The organism is Streptomyces sp. Ru72 (genome assembly GCF_002920635.1).
GTDB lineage: Bacteria > Actinomycetota > Actinomycetes > Streptomycetales > Streptomycetaceae > Streptomyces.
In genome coordinates, this window is record NZ_PQSR01000029.1 from 21,573 (window position 1) to 47,261 (window position 25,689).

At 70.2% G+C, this 25,689-nt stretch carries 26 protein-coding genes; 11 read left to right on the top strand and 15 right to left on the bottom strand.

Translation table 11 applies throughout. The features are described 5' to 3' along the window. Positions 1 to 7: 7 nt before the first annotated feature. Positions 8 to 253 (bottom strand): hypothetical protein, encoded by a 246-nt coding sequence (locus tag C3488_RS16215; RefSeq protein WP_103840139.1) that lies wholly within the window; start codon positions 251 to 253, stop codon positions 8 to 10. 501 nt (positions 254 to 754) lie between these two features. Between C3488_RS16215 and C3488_RS16220 the strand changes: the two genes are divergently transcribed. From C3488_RS16220 to yjfF, 5 genes are all read left to right on the top strand, one after another. Then, the gene (locus C3488_RS16220) at positions 755 to 1,771 is read left to right on the top strand and encodes a LacI family DNA-binding transcriptional regulator (RefSeq protein WP_374955423.1); all 1,017 of its coding nucleotides are present in this window, start codon (positions 755 to 757) and stop codon (positions 1,769 to 1,771) included. A gap of 137 nt (positions 1,772 to 1,908) precedes the next feature. Further along, positions 1,909 to 2,913 (top strand): ABC transporter substrate-binding protein, encoded by a 1,005-nt coding sequence (locus tag C3488_RS16225; protein ID WP_103840140.1) that lies wholly within the window; start codon positions 1,909 to 1,911, stop codon positions 2,911 to 2,913. Positions 2,914 to 3,008: 95 nt separating this feature from the next. Next, a complete protein-coding gene (locus tag C3488_RS16230; RefSeq protein WP_103840141.1) occupies positions 3,009 to 4,547 on the top strand; it encodes a sugar ABC transporter ATP-binding protein in 1,539 nt (512 codons plus the stop codon). Next, positions 4,544 to 5,641, top strand: coding sequence for an ABC transporter permease (locus tag C3488_RS16235; RefSeq protein WP_103840142.1), 1,098 nt, complete (start codon positions 4,544 to 4,546; stop codon positions 5,639 to 5,641). The genes C3488_RS16230 and C3488_RS16235 overlap by 4 nt, the downstream gene beginning before the upstream one ends. Beyond that, on the top strand, positions 5,641 to 6,663 hold the full coding sequence (yjfF, locus tag C3488_RS16240) for a galactofuranose ABC transporter, permease protein YjfF (protein WP_103840143.1): 1,023 nt from the start codon (positions 5,641 to 5,643) through the stop codon (positions 6,661 to 6,663). Before C3488_RS16235 ends, yjfF begins: the two co-directional genes overlap by 1 nt. Before the next feature lie 115 nt (positions 6,664 to 6,778). Here yjfF and C3488_RS16245 read toward each other — a convergent pair whose 3' ends face one another. Further along, positions 6,779 to 7,234 carry a MarR family winged helix-turn-helix transcriptional regulator gene (locus C3488_RS16245; protein WP_103840144.1) on the bottom strand — a complete coding sequence of 152 codons (456 nt, stop codon included), beginning with the start codon at positions 7,232 to 7,234 and terminating at the stop codon, positions 6,779 to 6,781. 89 nt (positions 7,235 to 7,323) lie between these two features. Between C3488_RS16245 and C3488_RS16250 the strand changes: the two genes are divergently transcribed. After that, positions 7,324 to 8,322 carry an NADP-dependent oxidoreductase gene (locus tag C3488_RS16250; RefSeq protein ID WP_103840145.1) on the top strand — a complete coding sequence of 333 codons (999 nt, stop codon included), beginning with the start codon at positions 7,324 to 7,326 and terminating at the stop codon, positions 8,320 to 8,322. 342 nt (positions 8,323 to 8,664) lie between these two features. After that, the gene (locus C3488_RS16255; RefSeq protein WP_103840146.1) at positions 8,665 to 9,567 is read left to right on the top strand and encodes an EI24 domain-containing protein; all 903 of its coding nucleotides are present in this window, start codon (positions 8,665 to 8,667) and stop codon (positions 9,565 to 9,567) included. 206 nt (positions 9,568 to 9,773) lie between these two features. Here the strand turns inward: C3488_RS16255 and C3488_RS16260 are convergent, their stop codons facing one another. Together C3488_RS16260 and C3488_RS16265 are read right to left on the bottom strand one after the other, a co-directional pair. Beyond that, positions 9,774 to 10,745: an aldose epimerase family protein gene (locus C3488_RS16260; RefSeq protein WP_103840147.1), complete on the bottom strand. Its 972-nt coding sequence runs from the start codon at positions 10,743 to 10,745 to the stop codon at positions 9,774 to 9,776. 9 nt (positions 10,746 to 10,754) lie between these two features. Beyond that, the gene (locus C3488_RS16265; RefSeq protein WP_103840148.1) at positions 10,755 to 11,645 is read right to left on the bottom strand and encodes an SGNH/GDSL hydrolase family protein; all 891 of its coding nucleotides are present in this window, start codon (positions 11,643 to 11,645) and stop codon (positions 10,755 to 10,757) included. Positions 11,646 to 11,848: 203 nt separating this feature from the next. Between C3488_RS16265 and C3488_RS16270 the strand changes: the two genes are divergently transcribed. Further along, positions 11,849 to 12,343 (top strand): DUF3145 domain-containing protein, encoded by a 495-nt coding sequence (locus C3488_RS16270; RefSeq protein WP_103840149.1) that lies wholly within the window; start codon positions 11,849 to 11,851, stop codon positions 12,341 to 12,343. A 72-nt stretch (positions 12,344 to 12,415) separates the two neighbouring features. Here the strand turns inward: C3488_RS16270 and fabF are convergent, their stop codons facing one another. From fabF to fasR, 5 genes are all read right to left on the bottom strand, one after another. Then, positions 12,416 to 13,687, bottom strand: a complete 1,272-nt coding sequence (fabF, locus tag C3488_RS16275) for a beta-ketoacyl-ACP synthase II (RefSeq protein ID WP_103840150.1) — start codon at positions 13,685 to 13,687, stop codon at positions 12,416 to 12,418. Positions 13,688 to 13,807: 120 nt separating this feature from the next. After that, complete coding sequence (locus C3488_RS16280; protein WP_043440034.1) at positions 13,808 to 14,056, bottom strand: acyl carrier protein; 249 nt, start codon at positions 14,054 to 14,056, stop codon at positions 13,808 to 13,810. 103 nt (positions 14,057 to 14,159) lie between these two features. Beyond that, the gene (locus C3488_RS16285) at positions 14,160 to 15,227 is read right to left on the bottom strand and encodes a ketoacyl-ACP synthase III (RefSeq protein ID WP_103840151.1); all 1,068 of its coding nucleotides are present in this window, start codon (positions 15,225 to 15,227) and stop codon (positions 14,160 to 14,162) included. 16 nt (positions 15,228 to 15,243) lie between these two features. After that, a complete protein-coding gene (locus C3488_RS16290) occupies positions 15,244 to 16,182 on the bottom strand; it encodes an ACP S-malonyltransferase (RefSeq protein WP_103840152.1) in 939 nt (312 codons plus the stop codon). Between the two features lie 89 nt (positions 16,183 to 16,271). Next, positions 16,272 to 17,477: a fatty acid biosynthesis transcriptional regulator FasR gene (fasR, locus tag C3488_RS16295; protein ID WP_103840153.1), complete on the bottom strand. Its 1,206-nt coding sequence runs from the start codon at positions 17,475 to 17,477 to the stop codon at positions 16,272 to 16,274. 81 nt (positions 17,478 to 17,558) lie between these two features. On the opposite strand from fasR, the gene C3488_RS16300 reads away from it, so the two are divergent. Then, the gene (locus C3488_RS16300; protein ID WP_258053450.1) at positions 17,559 to 18,218 is read left to right on the top strand and encodes a pirin family protein; all 660 of its coding nucleotides are present in this window, start codon (positions 17,559 to 17,561) and stop codon (positions 18,216 to 18,218) included. 895 nt (positions 18,219 to 19,113) lie between these two features. Here C3488_RS16300 and C3488_RS16310 read toward each other — a convergent pair. From C3488_RS16310 to C3488_RS16320, 3 genes are all read right to left on the bottom strand, one after another. Next, complete coding sequence (locus C3488_RS16310) at positions 19,114 to 19,344, bottom strand: lactococcin 972 family bacteriocin (RefSeq protein WP_103840156.1); 231 nt, start codon at positions 19,342 to 19,344, stop codon at positions 19,114 to 19,116. A gap of 160 nt (positions 19,345 to 19,504) precedes the next feature. After that, entirely contained in the window at positions 19,505 to 20,326 is an 822-nt protein-coding gene (locus tag C3488_RS16315; protein ID WP_103840157.1) for a serine hydrolase, read from the bottom strand. Between the two features lie 18 nt (positions 20,327 to 20,344). Next, positions 20,345 to 20,824, bottom strand: coding sequence for a GNAT family N-acetyltransferase (locus tag C3488_RS16320; RefSeq protein WP_103840183.1), 480 nt, complete (start codon positions 20,822 to 20,824; stop codon positions 20,345 to 20,347). A gap of 96 nt (positions 20,825 to 20,920) precedes the next feature. On the opposite strand from C3488_RS16320, the gene C3488_RS16325 reads away from it, so the two are divergent. Both C3488_RS16325 and C3488_RS16330 read left to right on the top strand, forming a co-directional pair. After that, positions 20,921 to 21,397: a MerR family transcriptional regulator gene (locus tag C3488_RS16325; protein WP_181139046.1), complete on the top strand. Its 477-nt coding sequence runs from the start codon at positions 20,921 to 20,923 to the stop codon at positions 21,395 to 21,397. Further along, a complete protein-coding gene (locus C3488_RS16330; protein ID WP_103840159.1) occupies positions 21,394 to 22,410 on the top strand; it encodes an aldo/keto reductase in 1,017 nt (338 codons plus the stop codon). The genes C3488_RS16325 and C3488_RS16330 overlap by 4 nt, the downstream gene beginning before the upstream one ends. A gap of 212 nt (positions 22,411 to 22,622) precedes the next feature. On the opposite strand, the gene C3488_RS16335 is transcribed toward C3488_RS16330, so the two are convergent. The 3 genes from C3488_RS16335 to C3488_RS16345 all read right to left on the bottom strand — a co-directional run bounded on the left by C3488_RS16335 (position 22,623) and on the right by C3488_RS16345 (position 25,657). After that, positions 22,623 to 23,474 carry a DUF4429 domain-containing protein gene (locus C3488_RS16335; RefSeq protein ID WP_103840184.1) on the bottom strand — a complete coding sequence of 284 codons (852 nt, stop codon included), beginning with the start codon at positions 23,472 to 23,474 and terminating at the stop codon, positions 22,623 to 22,625. A gap of 65 nt (positions 23,475 to 23,539) precedes the next feature. Beyond that, positions 23,540 to 24,757 (bottom strand): alpha/beta hydrolase, encoded by a 1,218-nt coding sequence (locus tag C3488_RS16340; protein ID WP_103840160.1) that lies wholly within the window; start codon positions 24,755 to 24,757, stop codon positions 23,540 to 23,542. A 258-nt stretch (positions 24,758 to 25,015) separates the two neighbouring features. Further along, on the bottom strand, positions 25,016 to 25,657 hold the full coding sequence (locus C3488_RS16345; protein WP_103840161.1) for a TetR family transcriptional regulator: 642 nt from the start codon (positions 25,655 to 25,657) through the stop codon (positions 25,016 to 25,018). Positions 25,658 to 25,689: the final 32 nt, after the last annotated feature.

Consider the following 25,689-nt stretch of genomic DNA (forward strand, 5'->3'; position numbering starts at 1 on the left):
CCCTGGACTACCCGACGAGCAGGGGCACCGGCTCGACGTCCCCGGACCCCTCGGCGTCCGTATCGGCCTCGAAGTCCCCGTCGCCCTCCGCGTCCAGGAGCGCCGACGGCAAGGCCACCCGGTCGTCGACCGCGGGCGCTTCACCGGTCACGCCGACGCCGGGTCCGACGACGACGCGTCCGGCCGAGACGGGCAGGCCGACGGCGCAACCCACGACGTCGAACCCGGAGCCCTCGCCGACCCGGACGTGCACGCGCTTCCTGTGGTGGTGCACGTAGGGCGACGGCCGGGAGGCTGATGTTCGGGGGGCGGCCTGCCCGACACCCCCGTGCCCCGAACGTCCCCAGTGGGGCTCACGTGTCGGCTTGTCGAGGTCGCCGCGGCGTTGCCGAGCCGCCGCTCGGCATGGGTGGCCGGGGCTGCTCCGGGCCTTTGACCAGGGCGGACGTGTCGCCGCCAGGTGCGTTATTCAACCGTGAACGACGATATCGGTGCAGCCCTCTTGACTCCCGTGAATTGTTAGCGCTCACAATAGCCCCCGCATTCACCAGTGAGCGGTCGACGCAGGACGGGGGTCACGAGGGCCGTGTGTACAGCGCGTCAACTCGCCCTTCCCGCAGGCGTCGTCGGGCATCCCGGAACCACGGAGTGAAGCCCGCGGCGCGGCGACAACCGCCCACATCGCAGGACTTACCGGCAGGCGAGCGCCAGGGGAGGGGTGGTCGTGCCAGACAGTGAACTCCGACCGCCCACCATGGCGGACGTGGCGCGCGTGGCCGGTGTGTCCCACCAGACCGTGTCCCGTGTACTGGGGGACCACCCCAATGTGCGGGACGCGACACGGGCCAGGGTGCTGCGCGCGATCGAGGAGATGGGCTATCGCCGCAACTCCTCCGCACGGGCCCTGGTGACCCGGCGCACCCGGACGCTGGGTGTGGTCGCCTCCGACACCACCCTGTACGGGCCGGCCAGTACGCTGTTCGCGCTCGAAGAGGCGGCCCGTGCCGAGGGGTATCTCGTCTCGACGGTCAGCCTGCGCAAGCTGACCATGGAGACGCTCTCCGAAGCCATGGACCACCTCAGCGAGGGCGGAGTGGAAGGGGTGGTCGCCATCGCTCCGCAGCAGTCGGCGGTGGACGCTCTCGCCGAACTCCGTTACCCCTTCCCGGTGGTGGTCGTGGGCAGCGCGCCGGGAGTCGACATCCCCGGCGTCAGTGTGGACCAGCACCTGGGAGCGACGCTGGCCACCAGTCATCTGCTGGCCGCCGGCCACCGCACGGTCTGGCACCTCGCCGGACCCGAGGACTGGCAGGAGGCGGCCGACCGGGCCGCCGGCTGGCGGGCGACCCTGGAAGCGGCCGGCGTCGAGGCGCCCGTGCCGCTGCGCGGGGACTGGAGTCCGCTGTCGGGTTACCGCGCAGGCCAGGAACTGGCCGGCTGGGTGGGCCGAGGGCTGACCGCCGTCTTCGCGGCCAACGACCAGATGGCACTGGGGGTGTTGCGGGCCCTGCGTGAGGCGGGTGTCCGAACGCCCCAGGACGTCGCGGTGGTCGGTTTCGACGACATCCCGGAGTCGGAGTTCTACGCTCCTCCTCTCACCACCGTCCGGCAGGACTTCTCGGCAGTGGGCAAGCGCGGCATCGCGCTGCTCCTGGATCTGATCGAGGGCCGGCCACCCGCCACCACGGCCCGGATCACGATCGAACCCCAACTCGTCGTCCGCGCCAGCACTTTCCCGTACGCCGCTCGAACGGAGGGCGTACCCCACTGACCGACCGGTCGGCCGCACCGCCTCAGCAGTGTGGCCGAAATTTCGAACAATGATCGACAGGCTGGACGCACCGCGGCCGGCTCCCCTCAAGCACCAGCGGGTCCCATCCCCGGGTCGGCTCTTCAAAGGAGAAGAACATGCTCAACAGAAGGAACTTCCTCACGGCGGCGGTCGGCGTGGCGGCCGCGGGCGGCCTGGCGGCCTGCGCCAAGAAGGACAACAGTTCCTCCGGCTCCTCCGGGGGCGGCAGCAAGACGATCACCCTCGGCTTCTCCCAGGTCGGTTCGGAGAGCGGCTGGCGCAGCGCCAACACCACCTCGGTGAAGGACGCGGCCAAGGAGGCGGGTTACAACCTCAAGTTCTCCGACGCCCAGCAGAAGCAGGAGAACCAGATCTCCGCCATCCGCAGCTACATCGCGCAGAAGGTGGACGTCATCGCCTTCTCGCCGGTGGTCGTCACCGGCTGGGACGCGGTGCTCAAGGAGGCCAAGGCCGCGAAGATCCCGGTGGTTCTCACCGACCGCTCGGTGGAGACCTCCGACGACTCGCTGTACGTGACCCTGGTCGGCTCCGACTTCACCGACGAGGGCCGCCGCGCCGCGAGGATCCTGGAGAAGGTCCTGGAGAAGGCCGGCCACAAGGGTGCCGTGAAGATCGCCCAGCTGGAGGGCACCACCGGCGCCGCCCCGGCGATCGAGCGCGCCAAGGGCTTCAAGGAGGTCATGGACGCGCAGCACAAGGACGACTGGAAGATCGTCGTGAGCCAGACCGGTGACTTCACCCGCGCCGGCGGCAAGCAGGTCATGGCGGCCTTCCTGCAGTCCAACCCGGACGTCAACGTGCTCTTCGCGCACAACGACGACATGGCCCTCGGCGCCATCCAGTCCATCGAGGCGGCGGGCAAGAAGCCCGGCAAGGACATCCTGATCGTCTCGATCGACGGCGTTCACGACGGCTTCGTCGCGATGTCCCAGGGCAAGATCAACGCCATTGTCGAGTGCAACCCGCTGCTCGGCCCCCAGCTCATGGAGGTCGTGAAGCAGGTCCACGAAGGCCAGAAGGTCGAGCGCTGGATCAAGACCAAGGAGGGCGACTTCATGCAGGACCAGGCCGCAGCCGCGCTCCCGAACCGCAAGTACTGACCGACCGCGCCCACCGGCAGGGAGCCTCCGTCCGGCCGAGCCCTCGGTCACGGGGCTCCCTGCGGGCCTGAACGAATCCCACGAGGAGCACTGCCATGGCAGAGCCGCGGCCCGTCCTGGAGATGACGGGCATAGTGAAGGAGTTTCCGGGGGTACGGGCTCTGTCGGGCGTCGACTTCCGGCTCTTCCCCGGCGAGATCCACGCCCTGATGGGCGAGAACGGCGCCGGGAAGTCCACCCTCATCAAGGTGCTGACGGGGGTCTACTCCCTGGACGGCGGCACGATCACCCTGGACGGCAAGTCCGTGCGGTTCGGCAGCCCGCTGCAGGCGCAGCAGGCCGGCATCAGCACGGTCTACCAGGAGGTCAACCTCTGCCCGAACCTGTCGGTGGCGGAGAACATCTTCATCGGGCGTGAACCGACCCGTATGGGCCGCATCCAGTGGAAGCGGATGCGCAAGGAGGCGGCGGAGCTGGTGGACCGGCTCGGCCTCGACATCGACGTCACCGCGCCCCTGTCCTCGTACCCGCTGGCCGTGCAGCAGCTGGTCGCGATCGTGCGGTCGGTGGGCACCGGCGACAGCGACGGCCAGGGCTCGGGCACCAAGGTGCTGGTCCTGGACGAGCCGACGTCCAGCCTCGACCGTGACGAGGTCCAGGAGCTGTTCCGCCTGATGCGGCGGCTCAAGGACGAGGGCGTGGCGATCCTGTTCGTCTCGCACTTCCTCGACCAGATCTACGAGATCTGCGACCGGATGACCGTGCTGCGCAACGGCACGCTCGTCGGCGAGCACCTGGTCAGCGAGCTCGACCAGGTCGGGCTGATCCAGCTGATGATCGGCAAGGCTCTGGACCAGCTGGAGGAGCTCCACGACCAGCAGCTGCACTCCGACCTCGGCGAGACGCTGCTCCATGCGGACGGCCTCGGCAGGACCGGCGGCATCGCCCCCTTCGACCTGGAGATCAAGAAGGGCGAGGTGGTCGGACTCGCCGGCCTGCTCGGATCGGGCCGGACCGAACTCGCCCGGTTGCTCTTCGGCGCCGACCAGCCGGACAGCGGCAAGCTGTCCATCGGCGGCAGGCAGGTGTCGATGAGCGCTCCCAACGACGCGATCGGCGCCGGCGTCGCGTTCTGCTCCGAGAACCGCAAGGCCGAGGGCCTGGTGCCGGATCTGACGGTGCGGGAGAACATCATCCTGGCCCTGCAGGCCGCGCGCGGCTGGACCCGGCCCATCCCGGTCTCGCAGCGCGACGAACTCGTCGCCAAGTACATCAAGGCGCTGGACATCCGCCCCGCCAATCCCGAGGCCCGGGTCGGACAGCTCAGCGGCGGCAACCAGCAGAAGGTGCTGCTGGCCCGCTGGCTGATCACCCAGCCGAAGCTGCTGATCCTGGACGAGCCGACGCGCGGCATCGACATCGGCGCGAAGGCGGAGATCCAGAAGCTCGTGGTCTCACTCTCCGAGGACGGCATGTCCGTCCTGTACATCGCGGCCGAGCTGGAGGAGGTACTCCGGCTCAGTCACACCATCGGAGTGCTGCGCGACCGCCGGCTGGTGGCGCAGATCGCCAACGGGCCCGAGATCACCACCAGCCGGATCCTGGAGACCATCGCGAGCGGAGAGCACCAGTGACCACCCCTTCCCGATGGCGAGCGCTGACCCAGCACCACCTCTTCTGGCCGGTGGCGGTCCTCGTCCTCCTGCTGCTCGTCAACGTTCCCTTCACGCCCGACTTCTTCTCCGTGCGGATGTCGGGCGGCCACCTGTACGGCAGCCTCGTCTCCATCGTGCTGTTCGGATCGCCCCTCATCCTGGTGGCGGTCGGCATGACCCTGGTCATCGCGACCGGCGGCATCGACCTCTCCGTCGGCGCGGTAGTGGCCATCACGGGAGCGCTGGCCTGTTCGTACATCAGCCACCAGGCCGACCAGAACGCCCTGTCGGGAGTGCTGCTCGCCATGGGCCTGGGCCTGCTGGCCGCGGTCGTCTGCGGTCTGTGGAACGGCTTCCTGGTCGCCAGGATGGGCATCCAGCCGATCATCGCCACGCTGATCATCATGGTCGCCGGCCGCGGTGTCGCCCAGCTGATCAGCGGCGGCCAGATCATCACCGTCAACAGCGACCCCTACAAGCTGATCGGCGGCGGCTACTGGCTGACGCTGCCGTTCTCCATCTTCGTGGTGGCCGTGGTCGTGGCCGTCACCGTCGCGCTGACCCGCCGCACGGCACTCGGTCTGCTCGTCGAGTCGGTCGGCGGCAACGCCGAGGCCAGCCGCCTGGTGGGCATCAGGTCCCGGCGCATCAAGATCATGGTGTACGTGTTCTGCGCCCTGTGCGCGGGTATCGCGGGCCTGATGATCAGCTCCAACACCTCGGCCGCGGACGGCAACAACGCCGGCCTGTGGATCGAACTCGACGCGATCCTCGCCGTGGTGATCGGCGGCACCTCGCTCCTGGGCGGCCGGTTCTCCATCGGCGGCACGGTGGTCGGCGCCCTGGTCATCCAGACCCTGACCACCACGATCTACACCATCGGTGTGCCGACCCAGACCAACCTGGTCTTCAAGGCCGCCGTCGTCATCGTCGTCTGCCTGCTGCAGTCCCCGAAGTTCCGCGCCAGGCTGTTCGGTGCCAGGTTCGGCACGAAGGGGAGCACCACGCCGGCCGCGGCCCCGGCGGACACCGCCGCGGCGGCCGACGCCGCTCCCAAGATGGAGGTGTCGTGATGAGCGCGACCACCCAGAGCCCCACGGCGCCGGACAGCCGTACCCCGTCCAAGGCCCGACGTCTGCTCGGTGACCAGCGCCTGCCCGTCGTCGCGACGGCACTGCTCTTCCTCGCGATGTACGGCGTGGGTCTGAGCCGCTACCAGTACTACGGGTTCGCCGAACCGCAGGTCTTCCTGAACCTGTTCATCGACAACGGCTATCTGCTGGTCGCGGCCGTCGGCGCCACCTTCGTCATCCTCTCCGGCGGCATCGACCTGTCCGTCGGCTCGATGATGGGCTTCACGACGATGTTCACGGCCTGGCTGGTGGAGCGCCAGGGGGTGCCGCTGCCGCTCGTGATCCCCCTGGCGCTGGGCGTGGGCGCCTTCGGCGGTTTCCTGATGGGCTACGTGATCCACAACTTCGAGATCCAGCCCTTCATCGTGACCCTCGCCGGCCTCTTCCTCTTCCGCGGCCTGTGCCTGGTCATCAGCAAGGAGTCGATCTCCATCAGCGACGCCTCGGTGAGCAGCATGGCCGATGCACAGGTGTCGCTGGGGGTGGGCTTCCTGTCGATCGGTGCGATCGTCGCGCTGGTCGTCCTCGCCGTGGCGTTCTACGTCCTGCACTACACGCGCTTCGGGCGCCGGGTGTACGCCATCGGCGGCAACGAGCACTCGGCCATGCTGATGGGTCTCCCGCAGGGCGGCACGAAGATCGCCGTGTACACGGTGAGCGGCTTCTGCTCGGCGCTCGCCGGTCTCCTGTTCACCCTGTACATCCAGTCCGGTGACCCGCTGCACGCCACCGGCATGGAACTCGACGCGATCGCCGCGGTCGTGATCGGCGGCACGCTGCTGACGGGTGGCTCCGGCTACGTGCTGGGAACCCTGTTCGGTGTGCTGGTGCTGGGCCTGATCAAGAGCATCATCCAGTTCGAGGGCACGCTCAGCTCCTGGTGGACGAAGATCGCCACCGGTGTGCTGCTGTGTGTGTTCATCCTGGTCCAGCGGATCATGACGGCCCGAAAGAAGACCTGATCCGTAAGGGACGTTGCCAGTCCGAGCGGTCCGGGGCACTCCGTGCTCCGGACCGCTCGTCCGTTTCCGCCCCGGTGGCGCGCGAGGCCGACAGGGCCTGCGGCACCACCCGTTCTCAGTGTCCCTGGGGGGTGCCCGAGGTCAGCATCCGCTGCAACAGTCCCCGCATCACATGGCGCTCCTCCTCGGTGAGCGCCGCCAGGGGCTCTCTCGCGAAGCGCAGTGACTCGCGCAGGCTGCGCGCGACGCGGCGGCCGTCGTCCGTCGCCGCGGCCAGCTTCACCCGGCGGTCCGCCGGGTCCGGGCGGCGTTCGACCAGGCCGCGGGACTCCAGGCGGTCGACGATGCCGGTGACGTTCGACGGCTCGCACTTCAGTTTCTGGGCCAGCTTGCGCATCGGCAGCGGCTCCAGCGACAGAAGGCTGAGCAGGCGTGCCTGTGCGCCTGTCAGCGCGTGCTCGCCGGCCGCGGTCTCGTAGTCCTCGTAGAAGCGGGCCACCACCTCGCCGATGAGCTCGACGACTTCCAGAGTCAGGGCGTCGGGGCGAGGTGTCTTCCGCGGAGTGGCCATGCGCTTTAGGATACCCGGTTACTTGACACACTGAAATATTCAGGAGCATGGTTGTTTTAGGTACTGAAGTAAATCCGAAAGGCGTAGTCATGATCAACCGCGAATGGCACCTGCTCAGCCGACCGGTCGGCTGGCCGAAGCCCGAGGACTTCGCCCTGGTCGAGGCGGAGGTCCCGACGCCGGGCGAGGGTCAGGTGCTCGTGCGGAACAAGTACCTCTCCGTCGACCCGTACATGCGTGGCCGTATGAGCGCCGCCAAGTCCTACGTCGCCCCCTTCGAACTCGGCAAGGTCATGCAGGGCGGAGCGGTCGGCGAGGTCGTGGCCTCCGACGCCGAGGGTCTGGCCGTCGGCGACCACGTGCTGCACTTCTTCGGCTGGCGCGAATACGCGGCAGTGGACGTGAAGAACGCCGTCAAGGTCGACCCCGAGGCCGCGCCCCTCTCCACGTACCTGGGCGTCCTCGGCATGACCGGCCTCACCGCCTACGCCGGCCTGCTGCGCACCGCCGCCTTCAAGGAGGGCGACTCCGTCTTCGTCTCCGGTGCCGCGGGCGCCGTCGGCAGCCAGGTCGGCCAGATCGCCAAGCTCAAGGGCGCCTCCCGGGTCATCGGTTCCGCGGGCTCCGACGAGAAGGTCAAGCTGCTGCTGGAGGAGTACGGCTTCGACGCCGCCTTCAACTACAAGAACGGCCCCGTGGGCGAGCAGCTCCGCGCCGCCGCTCCCGACGGGATCGACGTCTACTTCGACAACGTCGGCGGTGACCACCTGGAGGCCGCCATCGGCTCCCTCAACCGTGGTGGCCGCATCGCCGTCTGCGGCATGATCTCCGTCTACAACAACACCGAGCCCGCCCCCGGCCCGAAGAACCTCGCCCGGCTCATCCAGACCCGCGGCCGGATCGAGGGCTTCCTGGTCGGCGACCACTACGACCTGCAGCCGCAGTTCGTCGAGGAGGTCGGCGCCTGGGTCCGCTCCGGCGAGCTGAAGTACCGCGAGACCGTCGTCGAGGGCATCGAGAACAACCTCGAGGCGTTCTTCGGCGTCCTGCGCGGCGACAACGTCGGCAAGATGATCGTCGAGCTCTGACCGGCGGAACACCGTCCGCCTCACCGTGACGCCCGCCTGACCACGGTCGTTGTGTACCGCGAAGGCCGCGCCCCTGGACGTGGGGTGCGGCCTTCTGGCGGGCGAGGAACTCCTCGTCACGGGCCTGGAGCAGATCCAGGCGCTACTCCTGGCGGCGGCCGCGCGCGGGCCGCGTCACCAGGGCGGCGGCGGTACGGGTGTCGGCGGCGATGAGCCCGGCGGCGGAGCGGGCGGTCGTGGTGACGGTGGCACCGGCATGACGGGCGGCGGTGGCACCGGCATGACGGGTGCCCGTGACGCCATCATGACAATCGAAAGGGTGAGCGCCGATAGGGTTTTCCCATGCATGATCTGGGCGCGGGACTCGGCTATCTCCTCAAGGGCCAACGCTGGGTGGCCCGCCACGGCAAACAGTACGGCGCCGGCATCCTGCCGGGGCTGATCACCCTCGTCCTGTACGCGGCGGCGCTCGTCGCACTCGCCCTGTGGGGCGACGACCTCGTCACCTGGGCCACCCCCTTCGCCGACGGCTGGCCGGACCCCTGGCTCGGGCTCTTCCGCGGTTTCCTCACCGTCGTGCTGTTCGCCCTCGCCCTCCTCCTCGCCGTCCTCACCTTCACCGCGGTCACCCTCCTCATAGGCCAGCCCTTCTACGAGAACCTCTCGGAGAAGGTCGACCGCGACGTCTCCCCGGACGGCACGGCGCCCGAGTCGGGCCTGCCCCTCCACCGGGAGATGTGGATATCGGCCCGTGACAGCCTCCGCGTCCTCGTACGGGCCACACTCTGGGGCGTCCTGCTCTTCGCCCTCGGCTTCCTGCCGTTCGTCGGCCAGACCGTCGTCCCGGTCATCGGCTTCTTCGTCACCGGCTTCTTCCTCACCGAGGAACTCACCGCCGTGGCGCTCCAGCGCCGGAGCGTCGAACTCCGCGACCGCCTCACCCTGTTGCGCTCCCGCAAGCTGCTCGTCTGGGGCTTCGGCACCCCCCTCGGCCTTGCTTTCCTCGTCCCGTTCGTCGCCGTCTTCCTGATGCCGGGCGCGGTTGCGGGAGCCACGCTGCTGGCCCGGGACCTGCTGGGCGAGGAGAACGCCCGGGAGACGGAGGAGGACTCCGAGGGCGAGCGGATCACCCACTGCCCTGACGGCTGCCCCGGCAGGTACGCCGGTGCCTCCCGCGAGGCCGCCCCGAACGACTCGCCGACCGGAGACAGGGCCGGTGCCCGCGGGCCGGAGCGACGCCTCTGAGGGACGCCGAAGATGCGGCACGAGCGCGCACGCGTGGGTGTTTGTGAAAGGTTCGTACGAAATCCTGGTCGGCCGCTCGATTCCCGGCCACGGGGTCACGACGACGATTAACGTCTGACGCGGGGCCGAGTCCCCCTACGAACAGCCCCGGTCCGGGACCTGACGGCCGGACCGGGGCTCGTCGTTCTTCCGGGCCGAAACACCCCCTAGCGCACCGAGAAGCCGTACACCGTCTCCGACCGGTACACCTCGCCCGGCCGCAGCCGCGTGCTCGGGAAGTCCGGGCGGTTCGGGGAGTCCGGGAAGTGCTGGGTCTCCAGTGCGATGCCGTCGCCGGGGGCGAACGGGGCGCCGAGGTGGTCCGCCGTGTAGAGCTGCAGGCCGGGCTCGGTCGTGGACACGGTGAGCAGGCGTCCGGACGCCGGGGCGTGCAGCTGTGCGACCTCCACCGGGGTCCGCGTCACACCCTTGTCGAGCACGAAGTTGTGGTCGTAGCCGGAGCCCACCTTCCGGGACTCCCGGAACTCGAAACGGCTGCCCTCGACGGTCTCGAGCGCTCCCGTCGGGATCAGGTCCGCGTCCACCGGGGTGTACCGGGAGGCCGCGATGCTCAGCTCGTGGCCGCCCGCGTTCCCGGAACCCTCGAGGTTCCAGTACGAGTGGTTCGTCAGGTTCACCACGGTCGGCGCGTCCGTGACCGCCTCGTACACGATCCGCAGCGCGCCGTCCGCGTCGAGGGTGTACGTCGCCGAGACCTCGAGCCGACCCGGGAAGCCCTCCTCGCCGTGCGGGCTGACCCGGGACAGCCGGACGCCGTGCTCGACCGGCTCGACGTCCCACACCCGCTTGTCGAACCCCCGCGACCCGCCGTGGAGCGAGTTGGGGCCGTTGTTCGGCTCCAGCGCGTAGGTCCGGCCGTCCAGCGGGAAGCGGGCGCCCGCGATGCGGTTGGCGTACCGCCCGACCAGAGCCCCGAGGTACGGCTCCGGATGGCGCAGATAGCCGTCCAGATCCCGGAAGCCCAGCACCACGTCCGCCCGGCTCCCCTCCCGGTCCGGGACCTCCGCCGACTGCACGATCCCGCCGTACGACAGGACGCGCACCCGCACCCCGCCCCGCTCCAGCGTCCAGCGGTGGACCGCCGTGCCGTCGGAAAGGGTGCCGAAAAGTTCGCTCATGTGGAAACCCTAGGTCACGGGATCCTCGGCGGTGACGGCACGGTAGGCGATCTCGGCGAGTCGTGCCTGTCCGTTCCTGCTCGGGTGGAACCAGTCCCAGGGGCTCAACTGCGCGGGCCCGAAGCGGTAGTCGAAGACCGCGTTGCCGTCGAAGCGGCACCGCCGGTCCTTGGCGCACACCTCCTTCAGGACCTGGTTGTACTCCTCCACCCGGGACTGCACCGTGGCGCGCCGCCGGGTGGAGGCGGCGTCCAGCGCGTCCGCGTCGCCCAGCATCGACGGGCAGATGCCCAGCTTCCACACCTGCTTGCCGAGCGCACTGGTGCGGCCCTCGGACCACAGCCGCATCAGGTTCGGCACGCTGGAGACGTACACCTGTGCCTTGGGCAGCGACCGCCGCAGGACGGCCATCGCGTCCTCGAACTGCTCCCGGAAGTCGTCGACCGGAGTCATCGCCGAGGTGGAGGAGCGGCAGGCGTCGTTGGCCCCGACCATCACCGTCACCAGTTCCGGCCTGCGCTGCACCGCCTGCGCGACCTGCCCGGCCAGGTCGGCCATCCGCGCCCCGGTCACCGCGTAGTTCCAGCTGCGCTCCGCGGCGCCGGTGGCCCCGAGCAGCCGTACGGCCAGGCTGTCGATGCCGGCGTCGGTGCCCGTCGCCCACGACGCCTGGGGACAGTCGGACAGCACCGTGCAGGCGTCGAAGCCGCGCGTGATGGAGTCGCCGACGGCGGCGATCGAGTCGGGGGAGCGGTTCCACACCGGCTTCGGGGACGGCCGCGACGACGGCGCGGTGCCCCGCTCCCCGTCGCCGCCCGAGGCGTCGCACCCGGCGAGCCCCAGGACGACCGCGGCCGCGACCGCGGCGACGGCCCTGAAGCGGTGACTTCGCTTCCGCATCGCTGGTCCCCTCGTTCGGCAGCGCTTCGAACACGCTGGGTCAGGCCCGCGTCCCCTTGGGTGAAACCTCGGCATTCACGGGCAACGGGACCGACGGTACGTCACACTCCTCGGCCTGCCGCACGGTAGCCTCGCCCCGTGGCCGCCCTTGCCACGCCCGTTCCGTAAAGTTACAAGATGTGGCGCTCTGCCCGGAGGTTCAGGTGACGACACGTGGAGTCCTGTACGTGCACTCCGCGCCCCGCGCACTGTGCCCGCACGTCGAGTGGGCCGTCGCGGGCGTGCTGGGCACCCGCGTCAACCTCGACTGGATCCGGCAGCCCGCCGCCCCCGGCACCTGGAGATCGGAGTTCTCCTGGCAGGGCGAGACCGGCACCGCCTCCAAGCTCGCCTCCGCGCTGCGCGGCTGGCAGCTGCTGCGCTTCGAGGTCACCGCGGAACCGTGCCCGACCGCCGAGGGCGAGCGGTACAGCTGCACCCCCGACCTGGGCATCTTCCACGCGGTCACCGGCATCCACGGCGACATCCTGATCCCCGAGGACCGGCTGCGCGCGGCCCTCATCCGCTCCCAGCGCGGCGAGAGCGACCTGGAGGCGGAACTGGCCCGGCTCCTGGGCAAGCCGTGGGACGACGAACTGGAACCGTTCCGGTACGCGGGCGAGGGAGCGCCGGTGCGCTGGCTGCACCAGGTGGTCTGAAGACCTCCGCACACGACATGAGGGGCCGCCACCAGCCGGTGGGGGCCCCTCATGCGTAGCGGCGGGTGCTGATCAGACCGTACGGAACGCCAGCACCATGTTGTGGCCGCCGAACCCGAACGAGTCGTTCAGCGCGGCGATACGGCCCTCGGCCCGCAGCTTCCGGGCCTCCCCGCGGACGACGTCCGCGTTGGCCTCGGCCTCCGGGTCGATGTTCTGCACGTTGATCGTCGGCGGCGCCACCCGGTTGTACAGCGCGAGCACGGTCGCCACCGACTCCACACCGCCCGCACCACCGAGAAGGTGACCGGTCATCGACTTGGTCGCGGAGACCGCGATGTGGTCCGCGTGGTCCCCGAACACCTTCCGCAGCGCCTTCAGTTCGGCGATGTCACCGGCGGGCGTCGAGGTGGCGTGCGCGTTGACGTGCACGATCTCCGCGGGGTCGAGGTCGCTGTTGTCCAGCAGGTTGTGCAGGGCGTGCGAGATGCCGCGGCCCTCGGGCTCGGGCTGCACGATGTCGTGGCTGTCGGCGGAGATGCCCTGGCCGACCGCCTCCGCGTAGACGCGGGCACCGCGCTTGGCGGCGTGCTCTGCGGACTCCAGGACCAGGACGCCGGCGCCCTCTCCGAGGACGAAGCCGTCACGCTCGACGTCGTAGGGACGCGAGGCACCCTGCGGGTCGTCGTTGTTCTTGGACATCGCCATCATGTTGCCGAACGCGGCGATGGGCAGCGGGTGGATCGCCGCCTCCGTACCGCCGGCGACGACCACGTCGGCGCGGCCGGTGCGGATCATCTCGATGGCGTAGCCGATGGCCTCCGCGCCCGAGGCGCAGGCGGAGACCGGGGTGTGCACACCGGCGCGGGCGCCCACGGCCAGACCCACGTTCGCGGACGGGCCGTTCGGCATCAGCATCGGCACGGTGTGCGGGGAGACCCGGCGGACGCCCTTCTCCTTCAGCACGTCGTACTGATCGAGCAGGGTGGTCACACCGCCGATGCCGGAGGCGATGACCGCGCCGAGCCGGTCGGGGTCGACGCTTGCGTCCTCGCCCGCCTTGGCGGTGAAACCGGCGTCCTTCCAGGCCTCCTGGGCCGCGATCAGCGCGAACTGCGCCGAACGGTCCAGACGGCGGGCCTGGGGCCGCGGGATGACCTCGGACGGCTCCACGGCGATCTGCGCGGCGATGCGGACCGCCTGCTCGGCGGCCCAGTCCTGCTCCAGGGGTCCGACACCGGACTTGCCGGCGATCAGGCCATCCCAGGTAGAGGCCGCGTCGCCACCCAGCGGTGTGGTTGCGCCGATACCGGTGACGACCACGGTGCGATTGGTCGAGCTCACGGGAATTCTTTCTCCAACGGATACGAGGATTCAGCGGCGCCACCGCCGGGTGGCGGGGCAACGGCCCGGCGACCGGACCACTGGCCCGGCGCCCGGCTGTCTGCCCAGGTGATCGGTCGATCAGGCCTGGTGCTTGAGGATGTACTCGGCGGCGTCACCGACCGTCTTGAGGTTCTTGACGTCGTCGTCGGGGATCTTGACGTCGAAGCGCTCCTCGGCGGCGACGACGACCTCGACCATGGACAGCGAGTCGACGTCCAGGTCGTCGGTGAAGGACTTGTCCAGCTGGACGTCCTCGGTGGGGATCCCGGCGATCTCGTTCACGATCTCGGCGAGACCGGCGACGATCTCTTCCTGAGTGGCGGCCATGTCAGGCGCTCCTTCGTAGATATCCATCAGGGTGTGGCGCCCGCCGCGTCAGCGGCAGGTGGTGCAGTTCCCGCACCGGACCGCATGATCCGGCACGGAGTGCCTAGGGGAGGGTAACGACCGTGGCGGCGTAGACGAGACCCGCCCCGAAGCCGATGACGAGCGCGGTGTCGCCGCTCTTCGCCTCGCCGGTCGCCAGGAGCCGCTCCATCGCGAGCGGGATCGAGGCGGCCGAGGTGTTGCCGGTGGTGCGGATGTCACGGGCGACCGTGACGTGCTCCGGCAGCCCCAGAGTCTTCACCATCGAGTCGATGATCCGCACATTGGCCTGGTGCGGGATGAAGACGTCCAGGTCGTCCGGGGTGATCCCGGCCGCGTCCAGCGCCTGCTGGGCGACCTTCGCCATCTCGAACACGGCCCAGCGGAACACCGCCTGGCCCTCCTGAGTGATCGCGGGGAACTTGACGTTGCCCTCGCTGTCCACCGGGAGCTGGGAGACGTCGCCGGTGGGGGTGCCCCCGCTCGAGCGAAGCCGAGAGTGGGGGAGGAAGGCGTTCCACGGCACCGTCTGCTTGATCGTCTCGGACTTGTCGCCCTCGGAACCCCACACGGTCGGACCGATGTGCGGCTCCTCGGAGGGACCCACGACGACCGCGCCGGCACCGTCGCCGAACAGGAAGGCGGTGGCCCGGTCCTCGAGGTCCGTCAGGTCCGACAGCCGCTCCACGCCGATGACGAGGACGTACTCCGCGGAGCCCTCGACGACCATGCCCTTGGCGAGCGTGAGGCCGTAGCCGAAGCCCGCGCAGCCCGCCGAGATGTCGAAGGCCGCGGCCTTGTCCGTGCCGAGCTTGTCGGCGATCTCGGTGGCGACGGCCGGGGTCTGGCTGAAGTGCGAGACGGTGGAGACGACGACCGCGCCGATCTGGTCGGCGGCGATCCCGGCGTCGGCGATCGCCTTGCCGGCCGCCTCGATCGACATCGCGGCGACGGTCTCCTCGTCGTTCGCCCAGTGCCGGGTCTCGATGCCGGAGCGGGAGCGGATCCACTCGTCGGAGGAGTCGATCTTCTCCAGGATCACCTCGTTCGGCACCACCCGGACCGGACGGTACCCGCCGACGCCGAGGATGCGCGCGTAGGGGGCGCCTTTGCGTGCCTTGATCTTCGACATGCTCTCGCTCTCCTGATCAGGCGCTGTGCTCGGCGACGAGTTCGCGAGCCGCGTCGAGGTCGTCGGGGGTCTTCAGGGCGAGGGTCTTGACGCCCGGCAGCGCGCGCTTGGCGATGCCGGTGAGGGTGCCGCCGGGGCACACCTCGATCAGCGCGGTCGCGCCCAGCTTCTCGAAGGTCTCCATGCACAGGTCCCAGCGGACCGGGTTGGCGACCTGGCCGACCAGGCGCTTGAGCACCTCGGCTCCGGTCTCGACGGTCTGGCCGTCCTTGTTGGAGACGTATGTGACCTGCGGGTCGGCGGGCGTCAGCGCCTCGGCGGCGTGCGCGAGGGCGTCGACCGCGGGGGCCATGTGGTGGGTGTGGAAGGCGCCGGCCACCTTCAGCGGTACGACCCGGCGCACACCCTCGGGCTTGTCCGCCTCCAGGGCGGCGAGCTGCTCCAGGGTGCCGGCGGCCACGATCTGCCCGGCGCCGTTCACGTTCGCCGGGGTCAGGCCGAGCTTGTCCAGGTGCGGGATCGTCGTCTCGGGGTCGCCGCCGAGCAGGGCCGACATGCCGGTGGGAGTGATCGCGGCGGCGTCCGCCATGGCCAGGCCCCGCTTGCGGACCAGGGTCAGCGCGGCGGTGTCGCCGAGGACGCCCGCGAAGGCCGCCGCGGTGATCTCACCGACGCTGTGTCCGGCGACGGCACCGGGGACGCCCGCCGCGTCAGCGGCAAGTGTGTCGATACCGAGTGCCGCGGCGGACAGCAGCCCGGCGGCCACCAGCAGCGGCTGGGCGACGGCGGTGTCCCGGATGGCGTCGGCGTCGGCCTGCGTGCCGTAGTGGACGAGGTCCAGTCCGATGGCCTCCGACCAGGCGCCGACGCGGTCGGCGGCGCCGGGGAGGTCGAGCCAGGAGGTCAGGAAGCCGGGCGTCTGGGCGCCCTGGCCGGGAGCGACGAGTACGAGCACTCTCACACTCTCTCTTGGGGACGGCCGGGGCCGCCCGTGGGGACAAGGACGAAGAACCGCAGGGGGTTTTGTGGGCCCCCGACAAAAGACTAGGTCTGGGGATCACCCTCGGCCAGACGCCCCAGGATCAGCGCGATCCGCAACGTGAACGCGGAGCGTACATCAGAGGGCGACCAACCGGTGACGTCAGTCACACGTCGGAGCCGGTAGCGGACGGTGTTCGGGTGAACGAAGAGCATGCGTGCGGCGCCCTCGAGACTGGACGCCTGCTCCAGATACACGCTGAGCGTTTCCAGGAGCGCCGAGCCCGCCTCCTCCAGCGGTCTGTAGATCTCCTCCACCAGTTGCTCGCGCGCGCTCGGATCGCCTGCGATCGCGCGCTCCGGCAGCAGATCGTCCGCCAGGACCGGGCGCGGTGCGTCCTGCCAGGCAGAACACGCCTTCAGTCCCGCGGCGGCGGCCTGCGCGGACCGGGTGGCGGCGAGCAGATCGGGCACGATCGGCCCGGCGACGACCGGCCCGGCGGCGAACGGCCCGATCAGCGACTTGGCGACGGCGAGCGGATTGTCACTGCCGCCGGCGATGACCACGAGCCGGTCCCCGAGCACCCCGGTGAGGACCTGCAACTTGGCGTGCCGGGCAGCCCGTCGAATGGCCTCCACCGTCAACTCGCTGTCACCGTCGGGCGCCGTACCCAGCACCACGCACACATGTTCAGGCGAGTTCCAGCCAAGTGCGGCGGCCCGGCTGACGGCCCCCTCGTCGGCCTCCCCGCTGAGCACGGCGTTCACGACGAGCGACTCGAGCCGCGCGTCCCAGGCGCCGCGGGCCTCGGCGGCCTGGGCGTAGACCTGCGCGGTGGCGAAGGCGATCTCCCGCGCGTACACCAGGAGCGCCTCGCGCAGCACGGACTCGTCGCCGGGGGCGGCGACCTCGTCGATGGCGGACTCCATGACCTCGATGGTGGTGCGCACCATCTCCACGGTCTGCCGCAGGGTGATCGCCCTGGTCAGCTCGCGCGGGGCGGTCCCGAACACGTCGGTGGAGATGGCCTGCGGGGCGTCCGGGTGCCGGAACCACTCGGTGAACGCGGCGATACCCGCCTGAGCCACCAGCCCGATCCAGGAACGGTTCTCCGGAGGCATCGCCCGGTACCACGGCAGCGTCTCGTCCATGCGCGCGATGGCCTGCGCGGCGAGGCTTCCGGACGATTTCTCCAGCCGCTTCAGGGTCGCGGCGTGCGGATGGATGGAATGCGCTGCGGGCTCGGTGAGGCGGGCTTCGGGTTCGGGCACGGGGACAAGACTGCCTTATCGGGACGGGACCGTGTGGCGGGGGTCCCTGAGCGCGGGAGGTGCGGGGCTACGGTGGGGGCTGTGATGGACGTACGGCGCGCCGGCGAGCGCTACCGCGGAGGGGACCCTGCCGCCGGGATCGAGTCCCTGCACGCCTTCAGCTTCGGCCCGCACTACGACCCGGACAACCTCCGCTTCGGCGCGGTGATCGCCTGCAACGAGGAGCGGCTCGCACCGGGTGCCGGCTTCGACGAGCACCCGCACAGCCACACGGAGATCGTCACATGGGTGGTGGAGGGCGTACTGACCCACCGCGACTCCACGGGCCACACATCGGTGATCCGCCCCGGCGACGTCCAGCGCCTGAGCGCGGGGGCGGGCGTCCGCCACGTCGAACGCAACGACGGTGAGACCCCTCTGGTCTTCGTCCAGATGTGGCTGTCCCCCCTGACACCCGGCGGCGACCCGGTCTACGAGGTCGTCCACGGCATCGCCGACTCCACCCCGTACGCGGTCCCGGAGGCGGGCGCGATGCTCCATGTAAGGCGTCTGGGGGCGGGGGAGCGGACGGCGGTTCCGGACGCGCCGTACCTGTACCTGCACGTGGTGCGTGGCGAAGTGCGGCTGGACGGTGAGGAGTTGCGGCCGGGGGACGTGGCGCGGATCACGGACGCCAAGGACCTGGAGGCGGTGGCGGTGACGGGGGCGGAACTGCTGGTGTGGGAGATGACGGATCGGTGACCGGCAGGTGCCGCGCCAGGGTCCGGATCTCTCAACCCCGGCGGCTGAATCCGGCTACCTGCGCGCCTGTCCGGCGGATGGTCGAGACCGCGAGGAGATCACCGCGTGCCCTGCTACGGCGAGGATGACAGCCACCGCAACGAGGCGGATGACGCTCCACGTCGTCGTGGCGACCGATCCTTGCAACGGAGCATCGAAGCGGAGTCGCTGTGACGTATCGACGACGGCCACCAGCGGAATCAGCAGTCGGAAGGGAAGTCCGCGAAGGCCGTGCCTGCGTGCCAGGTTCCCAGCCAACCCCAAAAGCGCGCCGAGAGCGCAGGCGACTATGCACCAGAAAACCGTCTTCGACAAGAAGCCGGACCAGTCAACCTGCGTCGTTCGCCCGGTAGGGTCATTCAGGTCGGCTGCCAGGAATTGTCCCTGCCTCAATTTTGTCGCGTAATAAGCGATTACCGCCGCGACCAAGGCGGCGGGGGCCAGAACGACGGACTCCGTTCTCGAATTTCGCGCCAGGCCGACACAGAAAGCCAATGCGGCCCAGGACCATCCAGCGGAGAGGACGAGACTTGCCACACGGCCTGCCGAACCGCCGGTCGTGAGAAGCAGGGGGCCGAGTATCCCCAGCAATGTGCCGGCTGTCAGTGCGGCGACAGGTGCCACGACACGGGATCGATAGGAGAACACTGTGTTCGAAAAATCCTTTTCGGTGGCAGCAAGAGAGCCGTGGAAAGCTCATCTTATGATGGCGGTCGCCGTGAGTCCACGAGATCGCCTGAGCGCCCATCACCCGCGCTGCACTACAGATGCTCAGGGCTCGGAGGCGGGGCCTTGACATGCTGCGGTCCCGGCCGAATGTGGAGCGCCGGGACCGCAACGGAAAGCCTAGGGACTCTTAGTACGTGGCCCAGTAGGCGTAGCACGTGTAGGCCCAGCCGGCATCAACGTGGGAATTTGCCCAGCTGCCGGCATTTGCATACGTCTTGTCGTTGCCGTCGGCCATGACCGATGTCGCCGAGTGGTACTTCGACGGATGGACGTAGTTGGAGTAGCAGCGCTTGAGGCCCCATGAGCCGGTCGTGGTGCCGTAGCTCCAAGTACCACCGCCGACATTGACGGTGCTCATCGGCTTCACCGACGTCGAGCGGGGATCGGTGAGGTCGGGTCGACGCCGCCCCGGACCTCACCGGTCACCGCCCGCGCCGGGCATCCGCGACGACCGCGGGCCCTGAGCCTGTCCATCGGTCACTCGGTCGAGGCGCCGGACGAGCCGGGCAGGGGCGTCCTCAGCCCCGCACCTCCGCCAGCACCGCATCCGTGAACGGCGTCCACGCCTCGATCGCCCAAGGTCCGAACGCCCGGTCCGTGAGGGCCACGCAGGCCACCCCCGCGTCCGGGTCGACCCACAGGAACGTCCCCGACTGCCCGAAGTGCCCGAAGGTCCTCGGCGACGAGGAACTCCCCGTCCAGTGCGGCGACTTCGAGTCCCGGATCTCGAACCCGAGCCCCCAGTCATTGGGGTTCTGGTGCCCGTACCCGGGCAGCACCCCCTTCGTCCCGGGGTACTGCACCGTCATCGCCTCCGCCACCGTCCGCACATCCAGCAGCCGCGGCGCCTGCACCTCCGCAGCGAACCGCGCCAGATCCGCCACCGTGGAGACGCCGTCCTTCGCCGGGGAGCCGTCGAGCGACGTGGACGACATGCCCAGCGGCTCCAGGACCGCCTGCCGGGCGTACTCGGCGAACGGGATGTCCGTCGCCTTCGCCACATGGTCGCCCAGCACCTCGAACCCGGCGTTCGAGTACAGCCGCCGCTCCCCGGGCGCCGACGTCACCCGGTGCTCGTCGAACGCCAGCCCGGACGTGTGCGCGAGCAGATGGCGCACCGTCGCGCCGGGCGGCCCGGCGGGCTCGTCCAACTCGATCGCCCCCTCCTCGTACGCGACGAGTACCGCGTAGGCGGCGAGCGGCTTGGTGACCGATGCCAGCGGGAAGCGGTGGTCGACCGGACCGTGCGTCCCGAGGACGGTGCCGTCCGCGCGGACGACCGCCGCGGCGGCGGTGGGGACGGGCCAGTCAGCGATCAGGGCCGGGCTCTGCAGCGACATGCCCCGAGCCTAAGCGGCTCACAGCTGCAGCCGCATCGAGGGGTCCGGCTTGCGTACGAAGCCCAGGGACGCGTACAGCGGCTCCGCCTGGGCGGACGCGTTCAGGTCGACCTGGGGGACGCCCCGCTCCCGGAACCAGTCGAGCAGCTCCTCCATGCAGGCACGGGCGTAGCCCCGGCGGCGCACGTCCGGATCGGTGGCCACGCTGAAGACGTGTCCGACCCGCCCCTGCGGATTGCCGAATCGCCCGATCCGGTACTCGATCGTCCCGGCCACCAGCGCGGCCAGCGCCCCCGGCCGCTCCGGATGGTCCACGACGAACGCCGCGAAGCCGCCGTCCGGATCGGCGAGCCGGCCGCGCAGGGCCGGCAGGGACTCCTCGTGCCACTCGGTCGAGGAGACGGAGGAGCCGGACGGGAAGACCGAATCGATCATCACCTGGCGCAGGCGCAGCACTTCGTGGGCGTCCTCGGGCACGGCCCGGCGTACGAGACTCATGTCCCGCACGCTAGCCACAGCCTGTAGGACGGGTCTCGGCATTTTCATTTCATTTCGCTTGCTTGGAGTGCACTCCAAGGTTCTAGCGTGGAGGCCATGACGGTGATCGAGACCTTGGCCGAGGCGGCCGAAAACGGGACCGACATCTGCGGCGTACCGCCCGGGCGGCACCCCCGCCCCGATGGGCAGGACAGTTACACGATCAGCGAGGTCGTCGCCTTCACCGGTCTGACGGCGCACACCCTGCGCTGGTACGAGCGGATCGGGCTGATGCCCCACGTGGACCGCTCGCACACCGGGCAGCGCCGCTACTGCAACGCCGACCTGGACTGGCTCGACCTCGTCGGCAAGCTTCGGCTCACCGGCATGCCCGTCGCCGACATGGTGCGCTACGCCGAGCTGGTCCGCGCCGGAGACCACACGTACGCCGAGCGCTATGAGCTCCTGGAGGCGACCCGCCGGGACGTGCTCGCCCGGATCGCGGAGCTCCAGGACACGCTCGCGGTGCTCAACCGGAAGATCGATTTCTACGCGGACGCCGGGCGCGCCCTGGCGTCGGAGAGGCCCCGATGACGGACAGCAGGATCGCGCAGGTGCGGCTCGGTGAGGACGGTCCCGAGGTGGGTGTGCAGGGCCTCGGCTGCATGGGCATGAGCTTCGCGTACGGCCCCGCGGACGCCGAGGAGTCGCGTGCCACCCTGGAGCGGGCGCTGGAGCTCGGCGTCACCCTGTACGACACGGCGGACATGTACGGCGCGGGGGAGAACGAGAGGTTCTTGTCGCCGTTCTTCAAGGCGCACCGGGACGAGGTCGTCATCGCCACCAAGTTCGCGATCTCGACCTCGCCCGACGACCCGTTCAAGCGGATCGTCCGCAACGACCGGCCCTACATCCGGCAGTGCGTCGAGGCGAGTCTGAAGCGCCTGGACGTCGACGTGATCGACCTCTACTACATGCACCGCCGGGACGTGAACGTCCCGATCGAGGAGACCGTCGGCACGATGGCGGAGCTGGTGCGCGAGGGCAAGGTCAAGCACCTGGGGCTGAGCGAGGTCACCGCCGACGAACTCCGGGCGGCCCGGGCCGTCCACCCGATCGCCGCCGTGCAGTCGGAGTGGTCGCTGTTCAGCCGTGACATCGAGGCCCATGTGGTGCCGGCCGCCAAGGAGCTGGGCGTGGCCCTGGTGCCGTACTCGCCGCTCGGCCGCGGCTTCCTCACGGGCTCCTTCTCCAACGCGGAGACGGACCTCACGGACCAGGACTTCCGCCGTACGATGCCCCGCTTCACCGGCGAGAACGCGGCCGCCAACGTGGCGCTCCTCGAGCCGATCCGGTCCGTCGCGAAGGACCACGGCGCCTCACCGGCGCAGATCGCGCTGGCCTGGGTGCAGCAGCAGGCCGCGGTCCGCGGCCTCGCGGTGGTCCCCATCCCGGGTACGACCAAGCGCCACCGCATCGAGGAGAACGTGGAGGCCGCACGCATCGTCCTGACGGAGGAGGAACTGTCCCTGCTGGAGCCGATCGCGTCCAAGGTGGCGGGCGACCGCTACCCGGACATGAGCTTCACGTCGGTGGGCCGGGAGTAGGGCACGCCGCCCGGGCCGGGGTGGTGCGCCCCGGCAGGGGCGCGGGCCTGCGACATTGTGCGGCTCCGTCGCGATGGCGGCGCCCCCTGTTCGAGCGAAGCCGAGAACTTGGGCGAGCGGCCAGCCACGACGCGCCCGCAGCGGACACCCACCACACGCGGCAGGGAGATCGCCCCGAACGCGGCAGGGAGATCGCCCCGTACCCGGCAGGGCTAAAGCTCCGCCAGCAACTCCGCCTTCTTCACGGAGAACTCCTCGTCCGTGACGAGCCCCGCCTCATGCAGCTCCCCGAGGTGGCGGATCCGCTCGGCGATGTCCGCCGGGTCCCTACGAGCGGCGGGCACCGCGACCGGGGCGGTGCCCGCCGCGCGCGCAGCGGCCAGTACGGCCGCCGCGAACGGCAACGACTGGTGCACCGGGCCGTAGCCGAGCCCGAACACCACAGCCGCCGGGTCCTGGTCCGGCTGAGCCGGCGGTAGACCACCCGCATCCCGGCGCAGCAACCGCAGATACCCGTCGAACACCTCGGGCGAGCGCCACTCCACCCCGCTGAGGCCGGTGACCGGGAAACTCTGGTCGCCGGCCTTCCACTTGGCCGAGGACGCGCCCGTCCAGAACCAGCGGAAGGACACCGCCTTGCCGTCGAAGGACGCCTTCCCGTCGTATGCCTTGAACTGCAGGGGCGCCTCGGGCGGCGCGACCAGGAACCGCTCGGCCGGAGTGTCGTCCCCGCCGATACGGGCGCGCAGCTCGTCCGCGTAGGACTCCGCCAGGGCCTCGCGGTCGGCGGGCAGGACGAGCCGGTAGGGGTCGGAGGTCTCCTTCAGCTGTCCGTCCGCCGCCTCCATCAGCGGGTCGGCGCCGGGTCTCGGCACCGCGTGCAGGACCAACGTCCCGCGTCTGCCCGGGCTCAGTGTGACCCCCGCTATCGCCTCCAGGGGGACACGGCGCTGCCCGAGTGCCTGGAACAGCTTCGGTGTGCGGATCCCCCGTTCGAAGCGGATGAGCACGGAGTCGGACTCGAACTCCCAGACGGCATGAAATCCGGCCAGTACGTCACCCATGCGGCTCATCGTATGCGGCACGCGCTCCTCCGTCGCTCCCCGAGCAGACCGCAATTCCTGGTCTTCTACGCGCGTCCGACCGGCGCCGTGCCGGGCAGATCCGCCCGGCACGCGTCATCGTCGCGTGCGCAGTGCACCGCGTCGTACGCTCCGACGCCGATCTCGGCGAAGTTGCGCAGGCTCTCGGTGCCCGGCGCGAAGTAGCCGGCGTGCCCCTCCGCCCCCTGCGCGGACAGCACCCGCGCGCCGAAGCCGCGGGAGACCGGGTCGGCGCCGTGGCCGAGGCCCCCGACCTCCAGGTAGGGCACGTCCTGGATCCAGTCGTCGGCGTCCCGCATGGCCCACACCCGGGCCGTGGTGTGCAGCCCGGTGGCCGACTCGGTGCGCATGCCGGGGCTGCCCGCCACCGTTATGTCGGACACCCGTGCCGGCAGCGTGCGCGCGGCGATCCCGCACAGCACCGAGCCGTAGCTGTGGCAGTACAGCTGGACGGGCGAGCGACCGGGGAGGGCGCGCAGCAGGGCGTTCAGCCGGACGGCGCCCGCCTCGGCGCGCATCGCGGTCGCCGCCTCCATGCCGAGGCCGCTGGGCGAGGTGTAGTCGGCCCAGGCGATCACGGCCGTACGGGTCCCGGGACTCGCCGCACGCTCCGCCGCGTACAGCGACTGGGCCATGCCGACCGGGGCCGAGTACTTGCGGACGGTGCGCTGGAAGGTGAGCAGGTCGGTGTCGACACCGGGCACGACGACCGAGATCCGCCGGGCGGAGTCCAGGTCACCGAAGACCTCCGCGATGCGGCCCGAACCGTCCGGGTCGAAGGCGAGGATCTGGCGGCCCTTCTGCATCAGCGCCTCGAAGCGGTGCATGAGGCGGCCCGCCTCCTGCTGGCCCACCGACGACAGCCGGTCGTCATGCATCCGGGCGCGCTCGACCCTCCGCTGCCGGTCGAGGGCGATGCGGTTGGCCTCGTAACGCAGCCCCACCGGCGCCCCGTTCATGTTGCCGACCGCGAGCGGGTAACGGTGGGCGAGCCGGGAGCGCTGGTGGGCGCCGATCGAGGAGAAGAAGCGGGCGAGGTGGGCCGGGGAGTCACCGGGGTCCGGCAGCCTGCGACCGGCGATCGTGCCGTGCTCCCACGCAGAACGCGACGCCTCCAGGGGCGTCGCGCCACGGTGGTTGCGCACGGCGGTCCAGCCGGTCGTCGCGAGCATCACGAAGACCACGGCCAGCGCGAGCAGTGCGCGCCAGACGTTGAGTTGCGGGGAGGTGTCGAAGGAAGTCACTGGGAGGACACACTAGGAGAACGAGAGGGTCTCGCGTTAACCGAGTGACGCGTCTCACGTTTCTCATATGCCAATTAGGGCAAAACGGGTAGGCCTTACGTTCGGTCGTCACGCTGGGTCGATGAGGTACACATCACTTGGTACGCGCCGTCACGGAGAGATCACCGGCCCGGCCGCTGCCGCCCCCGGGTGCGCCGGGAATTCACTTGACGCCCACGGGGCCGACACGCAATCAGTTCCTGGCGAATGCGAACGTCGTCACTCCGCGCGCCACTTGTCCGCCAACGCGGGCCGGAGGGCGTCGAGATATGAGGCCGTCAGCGCGCGGATCGCCTCCACGCTGGTGTCGCCGCCCGCGCACCACAGGCGTTCCGTGACCCGGATCACCCCGCCGAACACGGCCACCGCGACACGCGGCCGCGGGTCCGTGTCCACATCGAGCCCCTCGCGCTCGGCGATGATCCGGGCGATCTCCTCCTCCAGCTCCGCCGAGCGGCGCAGATGGGTGGCGAACAGGGAGGGCGTCGACTCGATCAACCGGTAGGTGCGCATGTGGAGTTCCACCGGGACGATCCGCTCGATGGCCTCGCCGATGCCGTCCCAGCCCTCCAGCACCGCCTGCCGCAGCGCCTCCAACGGGGCCTCGTCGAGCGGCCGTCCGCGCAGGAGGTCGACGAAGTGCTCCTCCGCGACGGACTGGGCGAAGAAGACGACGTCCTCCTTGCCGGCGAAGTACCGGAAGAAGGTGCGCTGCGAGACGTCCACGGCCTCGGCGATGTCGTCGACGGTCGTCTCCTCGTACCCCCGGGTGGTGAACAGCTCCAGGGCGGCCCGCAACAGCGCGTCCCGGGTGCGCTGCTTCTTGCGCTCACGCAGACCCGGCCGTGACGCCGTTTCCATCAGTCCTCATTCCGTTCATCCGTCCCGCTCAC